17 protein-coding genes are annotated in these 18,804 nt (G+C 66.1%); 5 read left to right on the forward strand and 12 right to left on the reverse strand.

Annotated elements, in window-relative coordinates:
- Nucleotides 1-63 precede the first annotated feature (63 nt).
- From HT579_12895 to HT579_12905, 3 genes are read left to right on the forward strand one after another with little or no spacing between them, the layout of a single operon-like run.
- Nucleotides 64-444 (forward strand): PilZ domain-containing protein, encoded by a 381-nt coding sequence (locus tag HT579_12895; GenBank protein QKS29728.1) that lies wholly within the window; start codon nt 64-66, stop codon nt 442-444.
- A 10-nt stretch (nt 445-454) separates the two neighbouring features.
- On the forward strand, nt 455-1,237 hold the full coding sequence (locus HT579_12900) for a TatD family hydrolase (protein ID QKS29729.1): 783 nt from the start codon (nt 455-457) through the stop codon (nt 1,235-1,237).
- The gene (locus tag HT579_12905; protein ID QKS29730.1) at nt 1,234-1,890 is read left to right on the forward strand and encodes an ankyrin repeat domain-containing protein; all 657 of its coding nucleotides are present in this window, start codon (nt 1,234-1,236) and stop codon (nt 1,888-1,890) included. Before HT579_12900 ends, HT579_12905 begins: the two co-directional genes overlap by 4 nt.
- Here the strand turns inward: HT579_12905 and HT579_12910 are convergent.
- The 9 genes from HT579_12910 to HT579_12950 all read right to left on the reverse strand — a co-directional run bounded on the left by HT579_12910 (nt 1,882) and on the right by HT579_12950 (nt 13,202).
- The gene (locus HT579_12910; GenBank protein QKS29731.1) at nt 1,882-3,282 is read right to left on the reverse strand and encodes an ethanolamine utilization protein; all 1,401 of its coding nucleotides are present in this window, start codon (nt 3,280-3,282) and stop codon (nt 1,882-1,884) included. The two genes, HT579_12905 and HT579_12910, sit on opposite strands and share 9 nt — an antisense overlap.
- Nucleotides 3,283-3,333: 51 nt before the next feature.
- A complete protein-coding gene (locus HT579_12915) occupies nt 3,334-4,218 on the reverse strand; it encodes an alpha/beta hydrolase (GenBank protein QKS29732.1) in 885 nt (294 codons plus the stop codon).
- A gap of 415 nt (nt 4,219-4,633) precedes the next feature.
- Nucleotides 4,634-6,613: an acetoacetate--CoA ligase gene (locus HT579_12920; protein ID QKS29733.1), complete on the reverse strand. Its 1,980-nt coding sequence runs from the start codon at nt 6,611-6,613 to the stop codon at nt 4,634-4,636.
- A 16-nt stretch (nt 6,614-6,629) separates the two neighbouring features.
- Nucleotides 6,630-7,037, reverse strand: coding sequence for an acyl-CoA thioesterase (locus HT579_12925; protein ID QKS31637.1), 408 nt, complete (start codon nt 7,035-7,037; stop codon nt 6,630-6,632).
- Nucleotides 7,038-7,126: 89 nt separating this feature from the next.
- Nucleotides 7,127-8,920 carry an acyl-CoA dehydrogenase C-terminal domain-containing protein gene (locus HT579_12930; protein ID QKS29734.1) on the reverse strand — a complete coding sequence of 598 codons (1,794 nt, stop codon included), beginning with the start codon at nt 8,918-8,920 and terminating at the stop codon, nt 7,127-7,129.
- Between the two features lie 55 nt (nt 8,921-8,975).
- A complete protein-coding gene (locus HT579_12935; protein ID QKS29735.1) occupies nt 8,976-10,805 on the reverse strand; it encodes a hypothetical protein in 1,830 nt (609 codons plus the stop codon).
- 22 nt (nt 10,806-10,827) lie between these two features.
- The gene (locus HT579_12940; GenBank protein QKS29736.1) at nt 10,828-11,493 is read right to left on the reverse strand and encodes an energy-coupling factor ABC transporter permease; all 666 of its coding nucleotides are present in this window, start codon (nt 11,491-11,493) and stop codon (nt 10,828-10,830) included.
- 24 nt (nt 11,494-11,517) lie between these two features.
- Nucleotides 11,518-12,450, reverse strand: a complete 933-nt coding sequence (locus tag HT579_12945; GenBank protein ID QKS29737.1) for an electron transfer flavoprotein subunit alpha/FixB family protein — start codon at nt 12,448-12,450, stop codon at nt 11,518-11,520.
- 2 nt (nt 12,451-12,452) lie between these two features.
- Entirely contained in the window at nt 12,453-13,202 is a 750-nt protein-coding gene (locus tag HT579_12950) for an electron transfer flavoprotein subunit beta/FixA family protein (GenBank protein ID QKS29738.1), read from the reverse strand.
- A 226-nt stretch (nt 13,203-13,428) separates the two neighbouring features.
- Between HT579_12950 and HT579_12955 the strand changes: the two genes are divergently transcribed.
- Nucleotides 13,429-14,031: a TetR/AcrR family transcriptional regulator gene (locus HT579_12955; protein ID QKS31638.1), complete on the forward strand. Its 603-nt coding sequence runs from the start codon at nt 13,429-13,431 to the stop codon at nt 14,029-14,031.
- A 39-nt stretch (nt 14,032-14,070) separates the two neighbouring features.
- Nucleotides 14,071-15,585, forward strand: coding sequence for a glycerol kinase GlpK (glpK, locus tag HT579_12960; protein QKS29739.1), 1,515 nt, complete (start codon nt 14,071-14,073; stop codon nt 15,583-15,585).
- Between the two features lie 179 nt (nt 15,586-15,764).
- Here the strand turns inward: glpK and HT579_12965 are convergent, their stop codons facing one another.
- The 3 genes from HT579_12965 to HT579_12975 form a co-directional block, all read right to left on the reverse strand.
- Nucleotides 15,765-15,911 carry a PEP-CTERM sorting domain-containing protein gene (locus tag HT579_12965; protein ID QKS29740.1) on the reverse strand — a complete coding sequence of 49 codons (147 nt, stop codon included), beginning with the start codon at nt 15,909-15,911 and terminating at the stop codon, nt 15,765-15,767.
- Between the two features lie 252 nt (nt 15,912-16,163).
- A complete protein-coding gene (locus HT579_12970; protein QKS29741.1) occupies nt 16,164-17,099 on the reverse strand; it encodes an aldo/keto reductase in 936 nt (311 codons plus the stop codon).
- A gap of 161 nt (nt 17,100-17,260) precedes the next feature.
- Nucleotides 17,261-18,565 (reverse strand): MFS transporter, encoded by a 1,305-nt coding sequence (locus HT579_12975; protein QKS29742.1) that lies wholly within the window; start codon nt 18,563-18,565, stop codon nt 17,261-17,263.
- Between the last annotated feature and the right edge of the window lie 239 nt (nt 18,566-18,804).

The raw sequence follows: 18,804 nt of genomic DNA on the forward strand, positions 1-18,804 counted from the left end.
GAGGTATCAGCGAGTGAGCAACGGCCTTCGCTCAATTGGGCGATCGATCGGTTCCGATTGAAGATGGCAGAGACAGACATCGGCAAGCCAGCGCCGGCGGCGCCACCGCGCCCGAGCGTGCTGTCGCTGAACATAAACTCGAAATCGGCCCTTTATGCTGCGTACATGCCACTGCTGCGCCACGGCGGAATCTTGATTCCGACCACCCGCAACTACTCGATCGGCGACGATGTCTTCATGCTGTTGTCGCTGATGGATGATCCCGCCAAGCTGCCGATAGCCGGTACGGTGGTTTGGATCACTCCGGCAGGTGCCCAGAACAGCAAGGCGCAGGGAATCGGCGTGCAGTTCAAGAATGACGAGAGCGGCGCCGAAGCGCGCCGGCGCATCGAGAGTCTGCTCGGTGGCGTCATGCAATCCGGCCGTCCAACGCATACCATCTGATGGCGGCCTGATGCTGGTTGACTCGCATTGCCATCTCGATTTTCCGCAGCTTGCCGACGGTATCGGGCAGATCATCGCCCTGATGCGGACCAATGACGTCGGCTGCGCGCTGTGTATCGGAGTCACCCTGGAAGGCCTGCCCGGGGTTCTGCAACTCGCCGAAACCTGGCCGATGCTGCTGGCAACGGTCGGCGTGCATCCGGAGGAAACGGGGGTTCGCGAGCCAACGGTCGAGGACCTGGTGGACCTCGCCGCACACCCGCGAGTGGTGGCGATCGGCGAGACCGGACTCGACTATTACTGGCACAAGGATTCTCCGGAGTGGCAGCGTGAGCGTTTTCGTACGCACATCCGGGCTGCCCGTGCAACGCGCAGGCCACTGGTGATCCACAGCCGCGAGGCGGCCGCCGACACGCTGCGGCTGATGGTGGAGGAGGGTGCCGCGGAAGTTGGCGGAGTCATGCACTGTTTCACCGAAAGCTGGCCGGTTGCCAAGTCGGCACTCGACCTCGGCTTCCATATTTCGCTCTCCGGCATCGTCACGTTCAAGAAGGCGCTGACGGTCAGGGAGGTCGCCGGGCGCGTGCCGCTGGATCGTTTGCTGATCGAGACCGACTCACCCTATCTGGCGCCGGTACCTTACCGTGGCAGGATCAATCAGCCTGCCTACGTCCGCCATGTCGCAGAAGAGGTCGCGCGCCTGCGCGGCCTCAGCTACCAGCAGGTCGCCGACGCCACGACGGCCAATTTCTTCAATCTCTTTCCTGAAGCCCGCACGAAGGTTGCCCAATGAAAATCCTTGCCCTGTTGTTCGCCTTGTGGATCCCGACGATGGCCGCGGCCGGTGCCTACGAAGACATGGAGGAGGCCCTGATTTCCGGCAATACGGCTTGGGCCATCCAGTTGATCAACCGCGGCATGGACGTGAATTCGGTCGATGCCGCCGGCAACACGCTGCTGATGCAGTGCGTCCAGCGCGAGAACTTGAACTTCCTCGACTATCTCGTGCAAAAGAGGGCACGGCTGAACACGCGCAACCGCAATGGTGAGACCGCCCTCAGCCTGGCCGCATACAAGGGCCTGCTGCCTTTCGTCAAGCGTCTCGTCGAGGCGGGTGCCGATGTCAACCTCTACGGCTGGTCGCCACTGGTCTACGCGGCGTTCGGCGGCCGTACGGCAGTCGTCGAATACCTTCTGACCAAGGGCGCTGAAGTCAACGCGACGACCCCGAACGGCTCAACGGCGCTGTTGTTCGCCGCGCGCTTCGGACACCTCGAAGTCGTTGAACTCCTGCTGCGCAACAAGGCCGATGCAAACTTGGCCAATGACCGCGGGGCAACGCCAATCGACTGGGCGCTGAAGTCCGACAACACCGACATCGCCGATCTGCTGCGCAAGGCTGGCGGCCGCGCCGGCACGCCGTCGGCAGACGCAGCTTCAAAGTGAAAAAGCGTTCAGGGGGCGGACGACCACCTTGCCCGCGTTCAGGAAACGGCTGACGATCCGATAAACCTCGGGATCGAAGTCCTCCGGGCTGGGTCCGGCAGCAAGCAGCTCGTGCAGGTTCTCTTCGTTCTGCACCGTGCCGAGAAGCCGCCAGCGGTCGATCAGGTGGATGTCCTGGCGCATGCCGAAATCGTCGCGTTCGATCACCGCAACCGTGCCCCGGTAGGGCCAGCTCCTTATTCTCACGCGGGCGAGCGCGCTCAACAGGCGCGCGCCATGCTGCATTGCCAACTCCTTGCCGATGCAGGCGCCGCGACAGTTCTTCTGCCGGTAGGCACTGCACGCAGCGACCGCCTGCTCGATGCCCAGGTGCTTGTGACAGAGCTGGTGCGCGTCGGCCAGAACGCGCAGCGAGCGCTGCGCCTCGCGGCGGTTCCTGTATATCCCGAAGAGATCGTCGGCGACGGCGAAGTCCAGATCCTCGGCAAAAACCAGCCGCGGTCTGTAGTCGCCGGGCGCGTGCGGCTGCAGTTGCCAGGAACAGAGCTCATCGACCGGCAGGCGCCCCGGTGTCGCCCCTTTCGCCGACGCCGACGGTGGCGCCGAGCGCTTGAAGCGCAGTTCGTGCAAACGGGCGCCCAGTTCGCCGGCCGCTTCGCGCCATTCTATTCGCCAAGTCTCGCGGCGAAGCGCCTTGTCCCGGCTGCCGGCAGCGAAGTGACCGAGCACCTCGCGCCGCAGGTTGCCGCTGCGACGCGTGAGCAGGAGGCCGCCGTCCTCGGCATAGAATGCGTAGGCGCCCGCTTCCTCGGGCAGTTCGTCGAGCGCGGCCGGGTCCAGTTGCGGCGGCAGTTCCGGACGGCCGAGGATCGCTCCGACTGCGTCGCGTATCGTCGCCGCCGGCAGGTGAAGGTGCCAGCACTGCCAGAGGCGCCAGAGCAGGCGGGCATCGGCCAGCGCCCGATGACGCCCGTCGGCGGCAGTCAAACCATGCCGCGCGACGAGGGCATCGAGGTTGTGCCGGTGATGCTCGGGGTACAGCTTGCGCGACAGCTTGACGGTGCACAGGCTGGGCAGACGAAAGTCGACCCCGAGCCGGCCAAACTCGCCCTTCAGGAAACCATAATCGAAGCGGGCGTTGTGCGCGACGAAGAGTTTCCCGCGCAGGCGATCGAGCAGTTCCTGGGCGATCTGGCGAAAGGTTGGCGCCGGGCGCAACATGGCTTCATTGATGCCGGTAAGGCTGGTGATGAACGGGGACAGCGGCATCTCCGGATTGACCAGGACGCTCCACTCGCGAACACCATTCGAATCGACCTCGACCAGGCCGACCTCGATGATTCTATCGTTGGCGAAATTTGCGCCGCTCGTCTCGAGATCGACGAAAACCATTGGCTCCGTCGCGAGAAGACAGGAGTTGTCGGCCGGGATCAAAGGGGCCACTCAGCGCTGGCTGCGGCAGGCGACCGCGGCAATGGCGTCGGCGAAGACATCGGTCAGGGCGAGCGGGAAATCGTGCGCCATTCCCTCGATGACGCGCAACTCGGCACCAGGAATGTGTGCTGCCACGTCCTCACCGCAGGCAAGCGGGATCAGCGGGTCGTCAGCACCGTGCAGGACGAGCGCCGGGATCGTGATCGTCGCCAGAAGCGCGCGGCGGTCGCCGCTGGCAAGAAAGGCCGCCAGCTGCCGGGTGACGCCGCGCGGATGAAAGCTGCGCTCGTGCTCTTCGACAAACTGATTGCGCAGGCGATTGGGGCAAGTCGGATACTCCGGGCTGGCAACCGCCAGTTGGCGCCTGATCGCATCCTCGATCAGGCTTTCCCTGTCACGCGTCGCAGGCAGTGGTGCGAGGAGTGCCTGCGCAGCCCCTGAACTGGGCGGTGGCAGGTCCGGATGGCTGCTGGTCGACATGATGCTGGTCAGCGACAGGCTGCGCTCCGGGTAGCGGGCCGCGACGATCTGCGCGATCGCACCACCCATCGACGCGCCGACCACGTGCGCTGCCTTGATTCCCAGGGCGTCGAGCAGGCCGATGCAGTCTGCCGCCATGTCCTCGAGCGAATAGGGCGCGTCCGGTGGCACGCCGCTGCGCAACGCTCGGCCAATGTCCGGAACTCCTGCCTCGTCAAGCTTGCTCGAAAGGCCGCAGTCGCGGTTGTCGAAACGGAGCACGCGAAAACCGCGGTCAACCAGTGCATCACAGAGTTCGATGTTCCAGCGGTTGAGTTGGGCACCCAGTCCCATGATCAGCAGGATCACCGGGGCGGCATCGCTGCCGAAGGATTCGTACTCGATCTGCAGCTTGTTGGCAGTCACTGTGGGCATGGCAAGAGTCCCCGCAAGCGGGTCTGGCAAGAAAGTCGATGGAAGGCGAATCTACCACTGATTCGAACGGAAGCGAACCGGACGGCCGGCGACGCAGCAGCAAGTGCCGGCTGACCACGGGACGACGGTGTCGCACGAGTCGCTGCCGACTGCGCAAGGAACGCGACGCAACCGGCGAACCCGCCAGCGAATGCGAAGCTGTCAGTGATTGCGTATAATTTGTATTATGTCAACTCCATCCATCAGGGCACTGGCGGCGGATCTCGCTACTTGCTGCGTTTGGGCCGGCTGCTCCACCGTTGTCCAACTTACTTGGCGCCGGGTGTCGTTGTGGCCGCCTTGTGTCCGCGGTGCGCCTTCCTGCCGGACGCCCGACTGCCGTTGGGCGTCCCACCGTGGCAAGCTGCAGTTGGTCTCAGGGCTGAAGTTCCGGCCGGTCGCGAAAGTACTCGAGTGCTTCCGGATTGGCAAGCGCCTCGATGTTCCTGACCGGCCGGCCGTGGACGACATGGCGCACGGCGAGCTCGACGATCTTGCCGCTCTTGGTGCGAGGAATGTCGGCCACCTGCAGCACCTTGGCGGGGACATGGCGAGCCGTGGTGTTGTCGCGAATCTGCTGCTTGACACGGTCGACCAACGCTCCGTCGAGGACGAGGCCGTCGCGCAACCGGACAAAGAGCACGATCCGCACGTCGCCGCGCCAGTCCTGCGCGATGACGAGCGATTCGACGATCTCCGGCAGCTTCTCCACCTCGCGGTAGATCTCGGCGGTACCGATGCGGACGCCGCCCGGGTTGAGCACGGCATCCGAACGGCCGTAGATGATCAGGCCGTTGTGTGCCGTCAGCTCGACGTAGTCTCCGTGGCACCACACATTCGGAAAGCGGTCGAAGTACGCCGCATGATACCTGACGCCGTCGGGGTCGTTCCAAAAGCCGGTGGGCATCGCTGGAAACGGCGCCGTACACACCAGCTCGCCGCGTTCGCCGCTCCCCGCAGCAAGGGGCCGCCCGTCGTCGTCGAAGACACTGACCGCCATTCCCAGGCCTCGACATTGCAGCTCGCCACGGTAAACCGGTAGCAGCGGATTGCCAAGGGCAAAGCACGAGAGGATGTCCGTGCCACCCGAAATCGACGCGAGAAGCAGATCCTGCTTGATCTCGCGGTAGACGTAGTCGAAGCTTTCCGGTGCCAGTGGGCTGCCCGTCGAGAACATCGTCCGCAGCGCCCGCAGCGAGTGCGTCGCCCGCGGTTGCAGGCCGGCCTTGGCAATCGCGTCGATGAACTTGGCCGATGTACCGAAGTGCGTCATGCGTTCGGCGTCGGCATAGTCGAAGAGAATCTCCCCGGCCGCGCCGGCGCCATTGCGGGCAAAGGGCGACCCGTCGTACAGCAGCAGCGTCGCGCCCGACGCCAGAGCGGAGACCAGCCAGTTCCACATCATCCAGCCGCAGGTCGTGAAGTAGAAGATGCGGTCGTCAGGCCGCAAGTCACCGTGCAACTGGTGTTCCTTCAGGTGCTGCAGCAAGGCGCCGCCGTGACAATGGACAATGCACTTCGGTACACCGGTGGTGCCGGACGAAAACATGATGAACAACGGGTGATCGAATGGCAGCGGTCGAAAGGCGATCTCGCCGGCAACGAACGGGGCCACGAAGTCGGCATAGCGGACGCCGTTGTGGATCAGGTCTGCTCGCGGCTCCGCGTCGACGTAGGGGACTATGACGGCCTGTGCGAGGCTCGGCATGCGCGCCGCGACCTCGACGTTGCGCGTCATGCAGCCTGCCGGCTTGCCGTTGTACCAGTAGCCGTCGACACAGAACAGGACCTTTGGCTCGATCTGTCCGAAGCGGTCGAGCACTCCCTGCACGCCAAAGTCCGGCGAAGCCGACGACCAGACGGCCCCGAGCGAAGCGGTGGCGAGCATGGCGATCAGCGCTTCCGGCATGTTCGGCAGGTAGCCGGCGACCCGGTCACCGGGTCCGACGCCTGCCGCGCGCAAGGCTTGCGCGCAGCGCGAAACCTGGGCGTAGAGCTCGCCATGCGAGAGGCGGCGACGAAGCCGGTTCTCACCCCAGAACACGAGCGCGTCACCGTCGTCACGGCGTCGCAGCAGGTTTTCCGCGTAGTTCAGCCGGGCCTGCGGAAACCAGCGTGCTCCGGGCATGCGGTCCCTGTCTTCGACGACCGTTGGACCAGCTTCACCGAGCACCCCGCACTCCTCCCAGACCGAAGTCCAGAACGCCTCGGGCTGCTCGACCGACCACCGCCAGAGGCTGGCGTAGTCGCCGCAGTCCACCTGCCAGCGCCGCCGCACCGCGGTGGTGAAGGAGGCGAGCCGTGCGCTGGCGATCCGCTCGGCGCCCGGCTGCCAGAGTGGCGTCTCCCCCGTCATGCCCCCTCCTCTCCCTTCAGCCCGGCAGCTCGGCCCGCAGGGTCTCGGGAATTGGTACCGATTTGCCGCTCGCGACATCCATCCAGACGATCTTCGAATCACCGGTGGCGTAGATGGTCGACGATCCCTGCAGGCTGATCTCGTAGTGCGTTGGCACGCTGCTGCGACCCGGATGCCCGCAGTACATCCTCACCTCGACCACGCCGGGATAGTTCAGCGGCACCAGGAAGGTGCAACCGGCGTTGATGATCACGGGTGCCGAGCCCTGCGGCATGACCCGGAAGCCAAGCCGCTCGAGGAACTCGACGCGGGCCTGCTCCATGTAGCGAAAATAGATCGTGTTGTTGACGTGCCCGTAGGCATCCATGTCGCCCCACCGGATGGGGATCAGGCACGTCTGGACGAGCTTTCTCTGACTCTGCATCATTGGTTCTCCAGGGTTCCGATGGCCTGGCCGGTGGCTGGCCGCTCACCGGCTAGGCGACTGGCTGCGCCCCCGTGCTGCGCAACCTGTCAGAACATGTCTTCCGGCAGCGTCAGCACGCCGGCGGCACCATCAGTAATGCTGCTGGCCAGAGCGGCGGCCTGCGACAGAACGTGGTCGGCATAGAAGCGGGCGGTGCCGATTTTCGCCGGGTAGAACGGATCGGCATCACCGGCGTCGATCTTCGCTTGCGCGACCAGCGCGGCACGCGCCATCTGCCAGCCCCCGGCAACGACACCAAACAGCATCAGGAAAGGCACCGCACCGGCAGACGCGGCGCGGACATCGTTGCCGAAGTTGGCGACGAGCCATTCGCCCGCGTTGGCGAGGGCATCGATCGCCTCCGACAAACGCCGCTGCAGCGCAACGAAGTCGTCACCCGAGCGTCCGCCGAGTTCGCCGGCAACGCCACGCATCAGCCCGATGACCGCTTGCAGCGTCGCACCGCCCTCACGCGCCATCTTGCGGCCAATGAGGTCGTTCGCCTGGATGCCGGTAGTGCCCTCGTAGATCGTCGAAATCTGCGCGTCGCGCAGGTGCTGCGCGGCGCCGGTCTCCTCGACATAGCCCATGCCACCGTGTACCTGGATGCCGATCGAAGCCATGCTGACCCCGGATTCGGTACTCCAGCCCTTTACAACCGGGATCATCAGGTCGACGAAAGCCTGGTTGCGCTTGCGCTCACCGGCATCCGGATGGTGTACGGCGGCGTCGTGCGCTGCCGCCACCACATAGGCAAGTGCGCGCGTCGCCTCGGCACGCGATTTCATGGTCATCAACATGCGGCGGACATCAGGATGCCGGATGATCGGCACTTTCGCTCCGCCACGGACACCGATGTCGGTGCACTGGATGCGATCGCGAGCGTAATCGCGTGCACGCTGGTAGGCTCGTTCGCAAGCGGCAACACCTTCGAGGCCGACGCCGAAGCGTGCGGCATTCATCATGATGAACATGTACTCGAGACCGCGATTCTCCTCCCCGACCAGATGGCCCACGGCGCCCGCATGGTCGCCAAAGGCCATGATCGCCGTCGGGCTGGCATGGATCCCGAGCTTGTGCTCGATCGATACGCAATACGCATCGTTGCGCCCGCCCAGGCTGCCGTCCTCGTTGACCATGAACTTCGGCACGACGAACAGCGATATCCCCTTCACCCCTTCCGGAGCGGTCGGTGTCCGCGCCAGTACGAGATGGATGATGTTCTCCGCCATGTCGTGCTCGCCGTAGGTGATGAAGATCTTCTGCCCGAAGATGCGGTAGCTGCCGTCGGCCTGCGGTTCGGCTCGCGTGCGGACGGCAGCGAGGTCGGAACCGGCATTGGGCTCGGTCAGGTTCATCGTCCCGGTCCAGACGCCGCTGACCATCTTCTCGACGTAGGTTTGCTTCAGTTCGTCGCTGCCGGAAAGGACCAGAGCCTCGATCGCCCCGCTGGTCAGCAACGGACACAGGGAAAAGGAGTGATTGGCCGATTTCCACATCTCGCCGACGGCGGCGGCGACGACCTTGGGCAGCCCCTGCCCTCCCCACTCGGGCTCGCTGCCAAGTGCCGTCCAGCCGCTCTCGGCGAACAGTTTGTAGGCCTCCTTGAAGCCGGCCGGCATCGTCACCGTCTTGTCGTGCCAGCGTGCGCCTTCCTGGTCTCCGGACCAGTTCAGCGGCGACAGAACCTCCTCGGCAAAACGCGCTGCTTCCTCGAGGACCGCGTCGACAAGGTCTGGAGTCGCTTCCTCACATCCGGGTAGCTGCGCCACCTGTTCGAGTCCGGCGAGTTCCCTGAGGACGAACTGCATGTCGCGTATCGGGGCAATGTATTCACTCATGTGCTTCTCCTTTCATGGCTGTTTCTGGGGTATCTGTCGTGGCGGTTTGAGGTATTCAGCGCGCGGCGTCGCGGGCCGCGGCGAGGTCGATCAGGAACAGGACTTCCTCGGCAATCGCCAACGGAAAACCCTTGCGCTTGCCCTGCCGGTTGTCGCGCAGAAGCTTCTCGAGATAGTCCTGGCACTCGGGTTTTCCCCACAGGGCGACGATCTCGTCGCGCAGGCGCGGGATATCCTCGAGCGTTTCGGCTTTGGTCGCGGCGCCCGATAGCGGTACCAGTTCCAGCTCGCCGCTTGCCTTCCCGGTCTCCCAGGCCAGGATCTCGACGTTGAAATTGCGGTTGAGCTTCACTGTCAGCGCCTCGAACTCCTTGCGCATGCCATTGCGCCTGTAGAGATGAAGCAGTCTGATCCATGGCCTGGCCGATTCCTGCGGCAGGGCCGCGATGTACTCCTCGAGCGTTCTCGCTGCACCGGTGACCCGTCCGAAGGAGAGCATGATCTCCGCCAACTCCATCGCCGGCGCGGCGCCTCCCACGCCGTAATCGACCGGCGCCGGCGTTGCCGCCGCTGCCGAAGGCGTCGATTCGCGTGCTGCCGCGGCTGACGGCACAGCGGCTGCGGGTGTGCCCGAGGGTGTGCCGGAGGATACGATGGAGGACGCGCTGGCACGGGGTCGCATCTGCTCGATCGGAACTGCCGCCGCCGCATCCGGCGTCAGCGAAAACTGCGAGTCGCCGAACGCTGTCCGCGCAGGCGCTTGCGCCGTCGCCGGCTGCAGCGGCTCGATGGCTGCTGCAGCGCGACGGCGACGAACGAGCAACAGCGACAGCAGCAGAAGCAGGGCCGCCGCCCCCGCCCCGTAAATCAGCCAGGAACCGGATTCGCCAGCCGCGGCCGGGGTTGCCGGCTGCGAGCGCACGCTGGGAGGCGGCTCGCTGCTCACCGGCAGCGCCGGCGACGGCACGTTGGCCACGGCCAGTGGCGCACCACCCTGGGCGGCCGCGGCCGCTGGCGTACTCGCCGCGCCGGCTGCTGCCGGCAGCCGCGACTCGCCGGCCGGATTGCCGCCAGGCAGGGCCGCTGCCCCACCCTGCAGTCTTTCCGTCGCTCGCTTGAGTTCGGCGACGTTGGCTTCCAGCCAGGCCAGCTTGTTGCTCATCGCTTCCTGATCGTCGGCCGGGTCGTTGAGCATCCCGAGCGCCCTTTGTTCGAGACGCAGCAATTCACGCCCCAGCCCGCTCGTCGTTGCCGGCTCCGACAACTCGTCGCTCGTGCTCAGCGGCGCGGCTTCTCCCTTCGCCGCTGCCGCGCGGCCGCCGCGTACGCTCTCGGCGAGGGCAGCCGGCGCCCGCTGCGGCGGTGGAACGGCCGCCACCGGCGGCCGCGGCGCATCGGTCGCTGCCGGCCTGCTGTCGGTCTTGTCCAAGGCCGCCGCCGAAGCCGCGCCGGGTCCGCGCGGCGACGCGACCACGGCCGCCGGGTCGGCAAGCAGGATCGTGTATTGTCTGCTGGCACCAGCGGCACATTCGGAACGAACACCCAGATGCACTGCCGGGTCGGCGATCGCTGCCCGGGAGACAACGGTCAACCGACCGTGGCCTCCCTCGCGCCGATAACTCAGGCGCGCCTCTGTGATCCACGGCAGGCCGTCGCTCGCAGCTTGCGGCCGGAAGAGCTTCAGGCACGCGGGGTCGAAACGCTCGGCCGGATGCTCGCTGACTTCGATCTCGGCCTGCAGCACCTGGCCAACGCGCGCCGAACTGCGCAGTTCCCCGAGGACGACCGCACGTGCCCCGGGAATACCGAGGGAAAGCAGCAGCAGGAAGAGAATCGGCGCGAAGCGCCGCATGCCGGCATGCATCAGGAAGGCTCGCACCGGCACTGAGACGCGTCGTTCGGTGGGCTCATTTGCGTCCAGGAAACAGGGCTTCGCCGCTGTCCACAAGCAAGTGCGGTCGATAGACAGCCAGGAGGGTGCTCAGCATTCCCGACAGCCAGGCCTCGGAGAAGCCGAGCAGGAGGAAGTACGGCAGGTACTCGTCCGCCAGGTAGTGGCCGGCGTAGGAGCCCGCCAGCGCGAACAGCAGGCTGGATGCCAGGCCGACGGCGATCACCGCCAGCGCGGCGGTGAAGAAACCCTTGCAGAAAATGAAGACGAAAAGGTGGCCCGGCAGCAGGCGGTCGACCAGGCGGTGGGCAGCGTGACTGACGGCGACACCGACGCCCGCCATGAGGAGGGCATTGACCGCGAAAACCTGCCAGCCGGCTGCACCGTTCAGCGTGACACCGAGCAGAACCGCGCTCAGACCCAAGAAAGCCAGCGGCCAGCCAAAGCAGAGGGTGAACACCGTCGCCCCGAGCAGGTGCAGCGACAGGCCAGGCTTCACCCCGGCCTGCAGCTGCCAGAGCAGGATGAGCGCGACGATCATCGCCAGGAAGGCATTCAGACGCCCACTGTCCGCCAGCAGGCGCCACGGTGCCCGCCGGGCAGCCAGCACCACCGCAGCGGCGTAGACGAACCAGGCGAGGACCGTCCAGGCCGTGCCCAGCAGACCGTCCGGCAAGTTCATGCTGCCTGCCCTGGTTGCCGGCATTCAGCCGAGTTCCGCCTGCAGTGCCGGCACGACTTCGAAGAGATCGGCCACCAGGCCATAATCGGCAACCTGGAAGATCGGCGCTTCGGCATCCTTGTTGATGGCGACGATTATCTTGCTGTCCTTCATTCCGGCGAGATGCTGGATGGCGCCCGAAATGCCGACGGCAATGTAGAGCTGTGGCGCGACGATCTTGCCCGTCTGGCCGACCTGATAATCGTTCGGCACGAAACCGGCGTCGACCGCAGCCCGCGAAGCGCCGAGCGCTGCCCCGAGCCTGTCCGCCAGCGGTTCGAGCAGGCGGTGGAAATTCTCGCCGTTGCCCATGCCGCGGCCACCCGATACGATCACTTTCGCAGCCGTCAGTTCGGGTCGCTCGGACTTGGTCAATTCGCGCCCCAGGAGCCGGCTGAGACCGAGATCGGCGCCGGCAGGCACCGTCTCGATGGCCGCGCTGCCGCCCTCGCCTGCCGCCTCGAAAGCCGTCGCGCGCACCGTGACGACCTTCACCGGATCGGCCGACTGCACGGTGGCGACGACGTTGCCGGCGTAGATCGGGCGAACGAAGGTGTCAGCCGATTCGATTCCCGAGATCTCCGAGATCTGCGCGACGTCGAGCAATGCCGCGACGCGCGGCATGCAGTTCTTGCCAATCGTCGTCGCGGCCGCCAGGAGATGCGAGTAGGCAGCGGCCATGCCGACCACCAGTGCCGCGACGTTCTCCGGCGACTGGGTCGCGTAATGCGGCGCGTCTACCACCAGCACCTTGCCGACGCCGCTGATCCGCGCCGCTGCCGCGGCCGCATCGGCGCAGTTGCTGCCGGCCACCAGCAGGTGGATCTCGCCACCCAGCTTCGTCGCCGCGGTCACGGCATTGAGGGTTGCCGCCTTGATCGAGCTATTGTCGTGCTCAGCAATAACGAGAATGGCCATGGTCAGATCACCTTTGCTTCAGTCTTGAGTTTTAGTACCAGATCGGCGGCATCCGCCACCTTGATGCCGGCGGACCGCTTGGGCGGCTCCGCCGCCTTGAGGGTCTTCAGTCGCGGCGCGACGTCGACCCCCAGCGCTGCCGGGTTGGTCGTCTCGAGCGGCTTCTTCTTGGCCTTCATGATGTTCGGCAGGGTCGCGTAACGCGGTTCGTTGAGGCGCAGATCGCTGGTGACGACAGCCGGCAGGCCGACCTCGACGGTTTCCAGGCCACCGTCGATTTCCCGCGTCACCGTGGCCGTCTGGCCGGAGACGACGATTTTCGATGCGAAGGTCGCCTGTGGCCAGCCCAGCAGACCCGCGAGCATCTGGCCGGTCTGGTTGGCGTCGTCGTCGATCGCCTGCTTGCCGCAGAGGACGATCTGTGGCTGCTCCTTGGCGCACACCGCCTGCAGCAGCTTGGCGACAGCCAGCGGCTGCAGTTCGACATCCGTCTGGATCAGGATGCCGCGATCGGCGCCAATCGCCATCGCCGTGCGCAAGGTTTCCTGACAGTTGGCAACGCCTGCCGAAACCACCACGACTTCGGTTGCGATGCCTGCCTCCTTGAGACGGACCGCCTCTTCGACGGCGATCTCGTCGAAGGGATTCATGGACATCTTGACGTTGGCCAGATCGACGTCGCTCCCATCCGGCTTGACTCGAACCTTGACGTTGTAATCCACCACCCGTTTGACTGGAACGAGGATCTTCACTTTCTTCTCCTTGATCACTACACGCAATGCAATGCAATGTCAGACGTCATCCCGCAGGCGGCATTTGACATTCCCGAATTCTGACCAGACAATGCGCCATACCGCATCGTATGGAGAGCGTACGGTACCGTATGGGCGGCAGGCTGTCAAGACTGCGGCCGGCAGCTTGGGGCTCAGGCTGATAATATTGCCTGAGGCGCGCGTTTGAGGAAAGGACCAGATGACGATGAAGCACCGGAACATCCGACCGCGTGCTGCTCTTGGCCGCGACGAGTGGATTCAGGCGGCGATCGACAAGCTTGCCGAGCAGGGCGTCAACGGCATGCGGGTCGAAGTCCTGGCGAAGACCTTTGGTGTCACCAAGGGCAGTTTCTACTGGCATTTCAAGGATCGCAACGACCTCGTCGAGGCCGTTCTGCAAGCCTGGCGTGATGGCCGCATCCAGGACATCGAGAAGCAGACGATCGCCACTCCGGGTGCCGAGGAGCAGCAACTGCTGCATCTGATCGAGATCTACTCTGCCACCCGCAACCGCAAGGGCATGTCGATCGAACTGGCGGTGCGTGAATGGGCACGGCGCGACGCGCAGGCGGCGGCGATCGTCGCCGAGGTCGACACCTGGCGCCTCGAGGCGACGCGCAAGCTTTTTGTCGCCCTCGGATCGTCGGAGGAGGTCGCCAAGAGCCGCAGCCTGCTCCTCTACGCCTACGTTTTCGGGCAGAGCCTGATGGCCTGTGAGAACTATGATCCGCGAATCGCCGAGTTCAAGCGCTGGATCGCCGAGCTGATCGTTCGCCAGCGGCAGGAACAGCCTGGCGCCGCCACCTGACAACACCGCCTGCCATTCTTCGTTGCCCGAGGTTGCCCGATGCCGCAAGCCAGAAACACCCAGCAGTTGATCCTCGCGCTCGACCAGGGAACGACCAGCTCACGCGCGATCCTCTTCGCGCGTGACGCGACGATCCACGGCGTCGCGCAGCAGGAGTACCCGCAGCACTACCCGCAGCCCGGCTGGGTCGAGCACGACGCCAACGACATCTGGCGGACGCAGCTCGCCGTCGCCCGCAGCGTCCTGCGCGAGCACGGCGTCGCCGCCAGCCGGCTCGCCGCCGTCGGCATCACCAACCAGCGCGAGACGACCGTCCTCTGGGACCGCGCGAGCGGCGAACCGCTGTACCGGGCGATCGTCTGGCAGGACCGGCGGACCGCCGGGCTGTGCGATTCGCTGCGTGCGGCCGGCCATGCCGAGACCTTTCGCGAGCGGACTGGGCTGGTGGTCGATGCCTATTTTTCCGGCACCAAGCTGAAATGGCTGCTCGACCACATCCCCGGTGCCCGCGCGCGTGCCGAGCGTGGCGAGCTTGCCTTTGGCACGATCGACTGCTGGCTGGCGTGGAAGCTGTCCGCCGGCCGGGTGCACGTCACCGATCCATCGAACGCCTCGCGTACCCTCCTCTTCGACATTCGCCGCGGCTGCTGGGATGACGAGCTTCTCGCCCTGCTCGACATCCCGCCGGCAGTCCTGCCGCAGGTGGTGGACAGCAGTGGCGTCATGACGATGATCGCCGGCGACCTTCTCGGCGCCGAGGTACCACTTGCCGGCATCGCCGGCGACCAGCAGGCGGCGACCTTCGGCCAGGCCTGCCTCGCCCACGGCATGGCAAAGAATACCTATGGCACGGGCTGCTTCCTGCTGCTGAACACCGGCGGCGAGGCGATGAACTCGCGCCACCGCATGCTGGCGACAGTCGGCTGGCGGCTGCGCGACCAGACGACCTATCTCCTCGAAGGCAGCGTGTTCATGGGCGGTGCCGTCGTGCAGTGGCTGCGCGATGGTCTCGGGATGATTGCCCGCGCCGACGAGATCGAAGCGCTGGCGTCGTCGGTCCCCGACAGTGGTGGCATCTACCTCGTCCCGGCACACACCGGTCTCGGTGCGCCGTACTGGGATCCGTACGCGCGCGGTGCGCTGCTTGGCATGACTCGCGGCACCAGCCGCGCCCATGTCGCGCGCGCGGCACTCGAAGCGATCGCCTTCCAGAGCGCCGAGGTCCTCGGCGCGATGGAACTCGATTGCGGTCGACGGCTGCGTGAACTGCGGGTCGACGGTGGGGCGGCTGCCAACGACCTGTTGCTGCAGTTCCAGTCCGACCTGCTCGGCGTACCCGTGGTCCGCCCACGCATCATCGAAACCACGGCCCTCGGCGCTGCCTACCTCGCCGGACTGGCGGTCGAGTTCTGGCACGACGAGGCTGAGCTGGCTGCGTTGTGGCAGGCCGACCGGCGTTTCGAGCCCGGCATGTCCGCCGACCAGCGCACGATGCTGCTCAAGGGGTGGCGACGCGCGGTCGAGCGCAGTCGCGACTGGGCGACGGCAGACTGACGGGCCGCGCGGGAGCAGGCAGCCCGCGCGGCTGATCAGCGGTCGCTGCAGCGCTGACGACGGTCACAAAGCGAACCGGCACCGTCCTCGCCGGCAGGACCCGTACCTTGCCGACGCGCAGCGCAGACCGGGTGGGCGGAGCCACAGGGCTTCGCCCACCCGACCTCCCGCACCACAGGTCAGGGCTTGCGACCCCGGGCCAGCCACATGGCGGCAGCCGCCAGCGCGAGCAGGCTCAACGACTCCGGCTCGGGAACGGTGTTGGCGACCGCCAACGCGGGTGCGGAAACGGACAACAGAAACGCAAGCAACGGCAGAGCGCGCATGGGAACCTCCTCCTCGCGAAAATCGATGAACGACCACCCCCACTACCTGAGCATTGCTCGACAGAGCACAAGCAAGAATCGTGCCTGGTTGCCCATCTCACCGATTTAGTGATTTTCTTTCCTTCCCGGTGCGCCTTCGTCCACCCGAAATGTAAAATTTTCCGACAGTCCGCGATGACAGCCACGCAATTGAATGGCTGGCGATCAGCAGCCGCAGCCGCGCTCGCTGTCGTCATCGCGTGACCGTCCGCCTCATGAATCGCGCAGATGCTCGGCCATCCTCGTCCGCTGCCGTCCATCCGGCAAGCGGCCCCGCGCCGCGGCGAGATTGTCTTCCAGATGCTGCACCTTGTTCGTCGCCGGAATGACGCAGGTCACTGTCGGCTGCGCGAGAATGAACTTGAGGAAGAACTGCGCCCAGCTGGTGCAGTCGAACTCGGCCGTCCATGCCGGCAGCGGCCGGCCGCGTACGCGCGTGAACAAGGCCCCCTGTGCGAATGGTCGGTTGATGACGACGGCGATCCCCAGATCCTGCGCCAGCGGCAGCAGCCGGCTTTCGGCGTCGCGTTCGGCCATGCTGTAGTTGATCTGTACGAAGTCCGGCCGTGCCGAACGCAGAACCGTTTCGACCTGGCGATGGGCGCTGGCATGGTAATGCGTGACGCCGAGATAACGAATCCGTCCCTCCCGTTGCCAATCACGCATCGTCGCCAGATGGACCTGCCAGTCGACGAGATTGTGCACCTGCATCAGATCCAGTTGCCGGGTGCGCAGCCGGATGAACGAGGTCTCCATCTGGCGGATCCCCTCGGCGGCGCCGCTGGTCCACACCTTGGTCGCGAGGAACAGTCTGTCGCGCGTGCCGAGCGTGTCGGCGAGATGGCCGAGCACGGATTCGGCACGGCCGTACATCGGCGAACTGTCTACGACCTGCCCGCCGAGCGCGACGAAGCGTGCCAGCACCTGCTGCAGTGCCGGCAGCGCTGCGTCCGCGACATCGAAGGTCTCGTAGGTGCCGAGTCCGATGGCGGCAATCCGCTCGCCCGACGCCGGGATGCGTCTCCTGAGGACGTTGCCGTCGGCGGCGGTGGGCGGCGCGCCGCCAGCCAGGGCAAGCCCGGTCGCGGCAATGATCTTCAAGGCCATGCGCCGGCCATCGCACGGCACCTCTGTCGGTTCCAGACGCATCACTTCCTCCTTCCGGAAGCTGCGGCAACGAGTTGGCTGCGCCGCCGGCCTGCGTCCGGACGGCGCGTTGCCACGCTGACCCATTGTACGGGCTCGCTCGGGCTTTCGCCGGTCCTGCCGCGCCCCACCCGTCCGGGTCGCACAGCATGACTGGTGGCCCTTCAACCCGCGGTCGGTGAATCGCCCGCCGGTCTCCCCGTGCCGCCGTCGCCAATCGGAGCCGACACCAGCCGTCGGTAGCGACTGCCCAGTTGCAGCCCCAGCCAGGCCAGTGTCAGGACGCCGGGAATGGCCGCCAGGGCGACACCCGTGGTGGCAAGGCCGGCGATCGCGTACAGCCAGCCGCCGAGCGCGTCGCCGGCGCGCGAGAGCAGCGTGTCGATGACGTTCTTCGCCTTGTACCGCGGCTCGCGGTCGACCGCCGTGAACAGCGCCTCGCGTGCCGGCCGCAGCAGACCATGGCCACCCGCCCGGGCGATGACCTGGATGCAGAGCACGGTGGCCAGTGCCGGCAGTGCCGTCAGTGCCGCCAGCGGCAGCGTCAGCAGCAGAGGCACCACCGCCAGCGTGATGCCGAGCCCCAGCCGTTGCATCAGCCGGCCGGCGACCAGCGCCTGCAGCGCGAGTGCGAGCAGATTCACTCCCAGGTCGAGCATCGCGAAGAGTTGCGTGCGCGACTCGGCCGTCAGCGCGGCTGCCTTGACGAGGCGCGCCTGTTCGAAATAGACGAAGGTGCCGACGACGCTCTGCACGATGGCCAGCAGCGCGATCATCGCCAGGTAGGGCGAGCCGACCACCTCGGCGAGACCGGCGAGGACGCTGCCGCCGACCGGCTGGCCGGTGCTGCCGTGCGCTTTCGGGTCGCTGACCCGCAGGACGCACAGCAGCGACGACAGGATCAGTGCCGCGGCGACGAGCAGCAGCCCGTGAACGCCGACCGCGTGGACGGAAAGGGCGGTGATCGTCGGCCCGATCAGGGCACCGGTGCTGCCGCCGGCGGCGATCATGCCGAACAGCCGGCGCGCCTGCCCATGCTCGAAGCTGTCGGCCATGACCGTCCAGAAGAGCGAGACGACGACCAGGTTGAAAACGCTGATCCAGACGAACAGCGCCAGTGCCGCGGGCAACGAGACGGTGCCGGCGATCCACGCCTGGAAAGCGGCCAGTACCATCGTCGTGCAGCCGAAGACCGTCAACAGCAGCCCGTGGCGTGACAGGCGGGCAGCCGCCCAGCCATACAGCGGGACGATCGCCAGCATGCCGCCCAAGGTCAGGCTGAAGGCCCATTGCAGTTTCTCCGGGCCGATCACCACCCCCATCTCCTCGCGCACCGGGCGCAGCACGTAGTATCCCGCCAGCAGGAGGAAGAAGCCGCAGAACGACCAGAACAGTGCCCTGCCCTCGCCGACGCGGCAGCCAGCGAGTCGCCGGCAACGCCCGACCCAGGCGGCCGCACGCATCGTCATCGGCCGCCCCGGGCGGCGCTGCCGGCGGCAACGTCGGGGCGCGCCGGCGGCAGGCAGTCGGCGAAGTGGCCGTCCGGCGCAACATGCTGGAGCAAGCGACTGGTCATGGCGGTTCCATTCCGGCGCCGGAACAGGGCGCGACCTGCGACGACGTGATCTGCCGCATGCTACCTCAGGAAGCCAGCCGGCAGAATGGTTCATAATCCCGCCGATCCTGGCGGATCGCCGCCAGCAGGCAT

The sequence above is a fragment of the Candidatus Accumulibacter similis genome, from assembly GCA_013347225.1.
Lineage (GTDB): Bacteria > Pseudomonadota > Gammaproteobacteria > Burkholderiales > Rhodocyclaceae > Accumulibacter > Accumulibacter similis.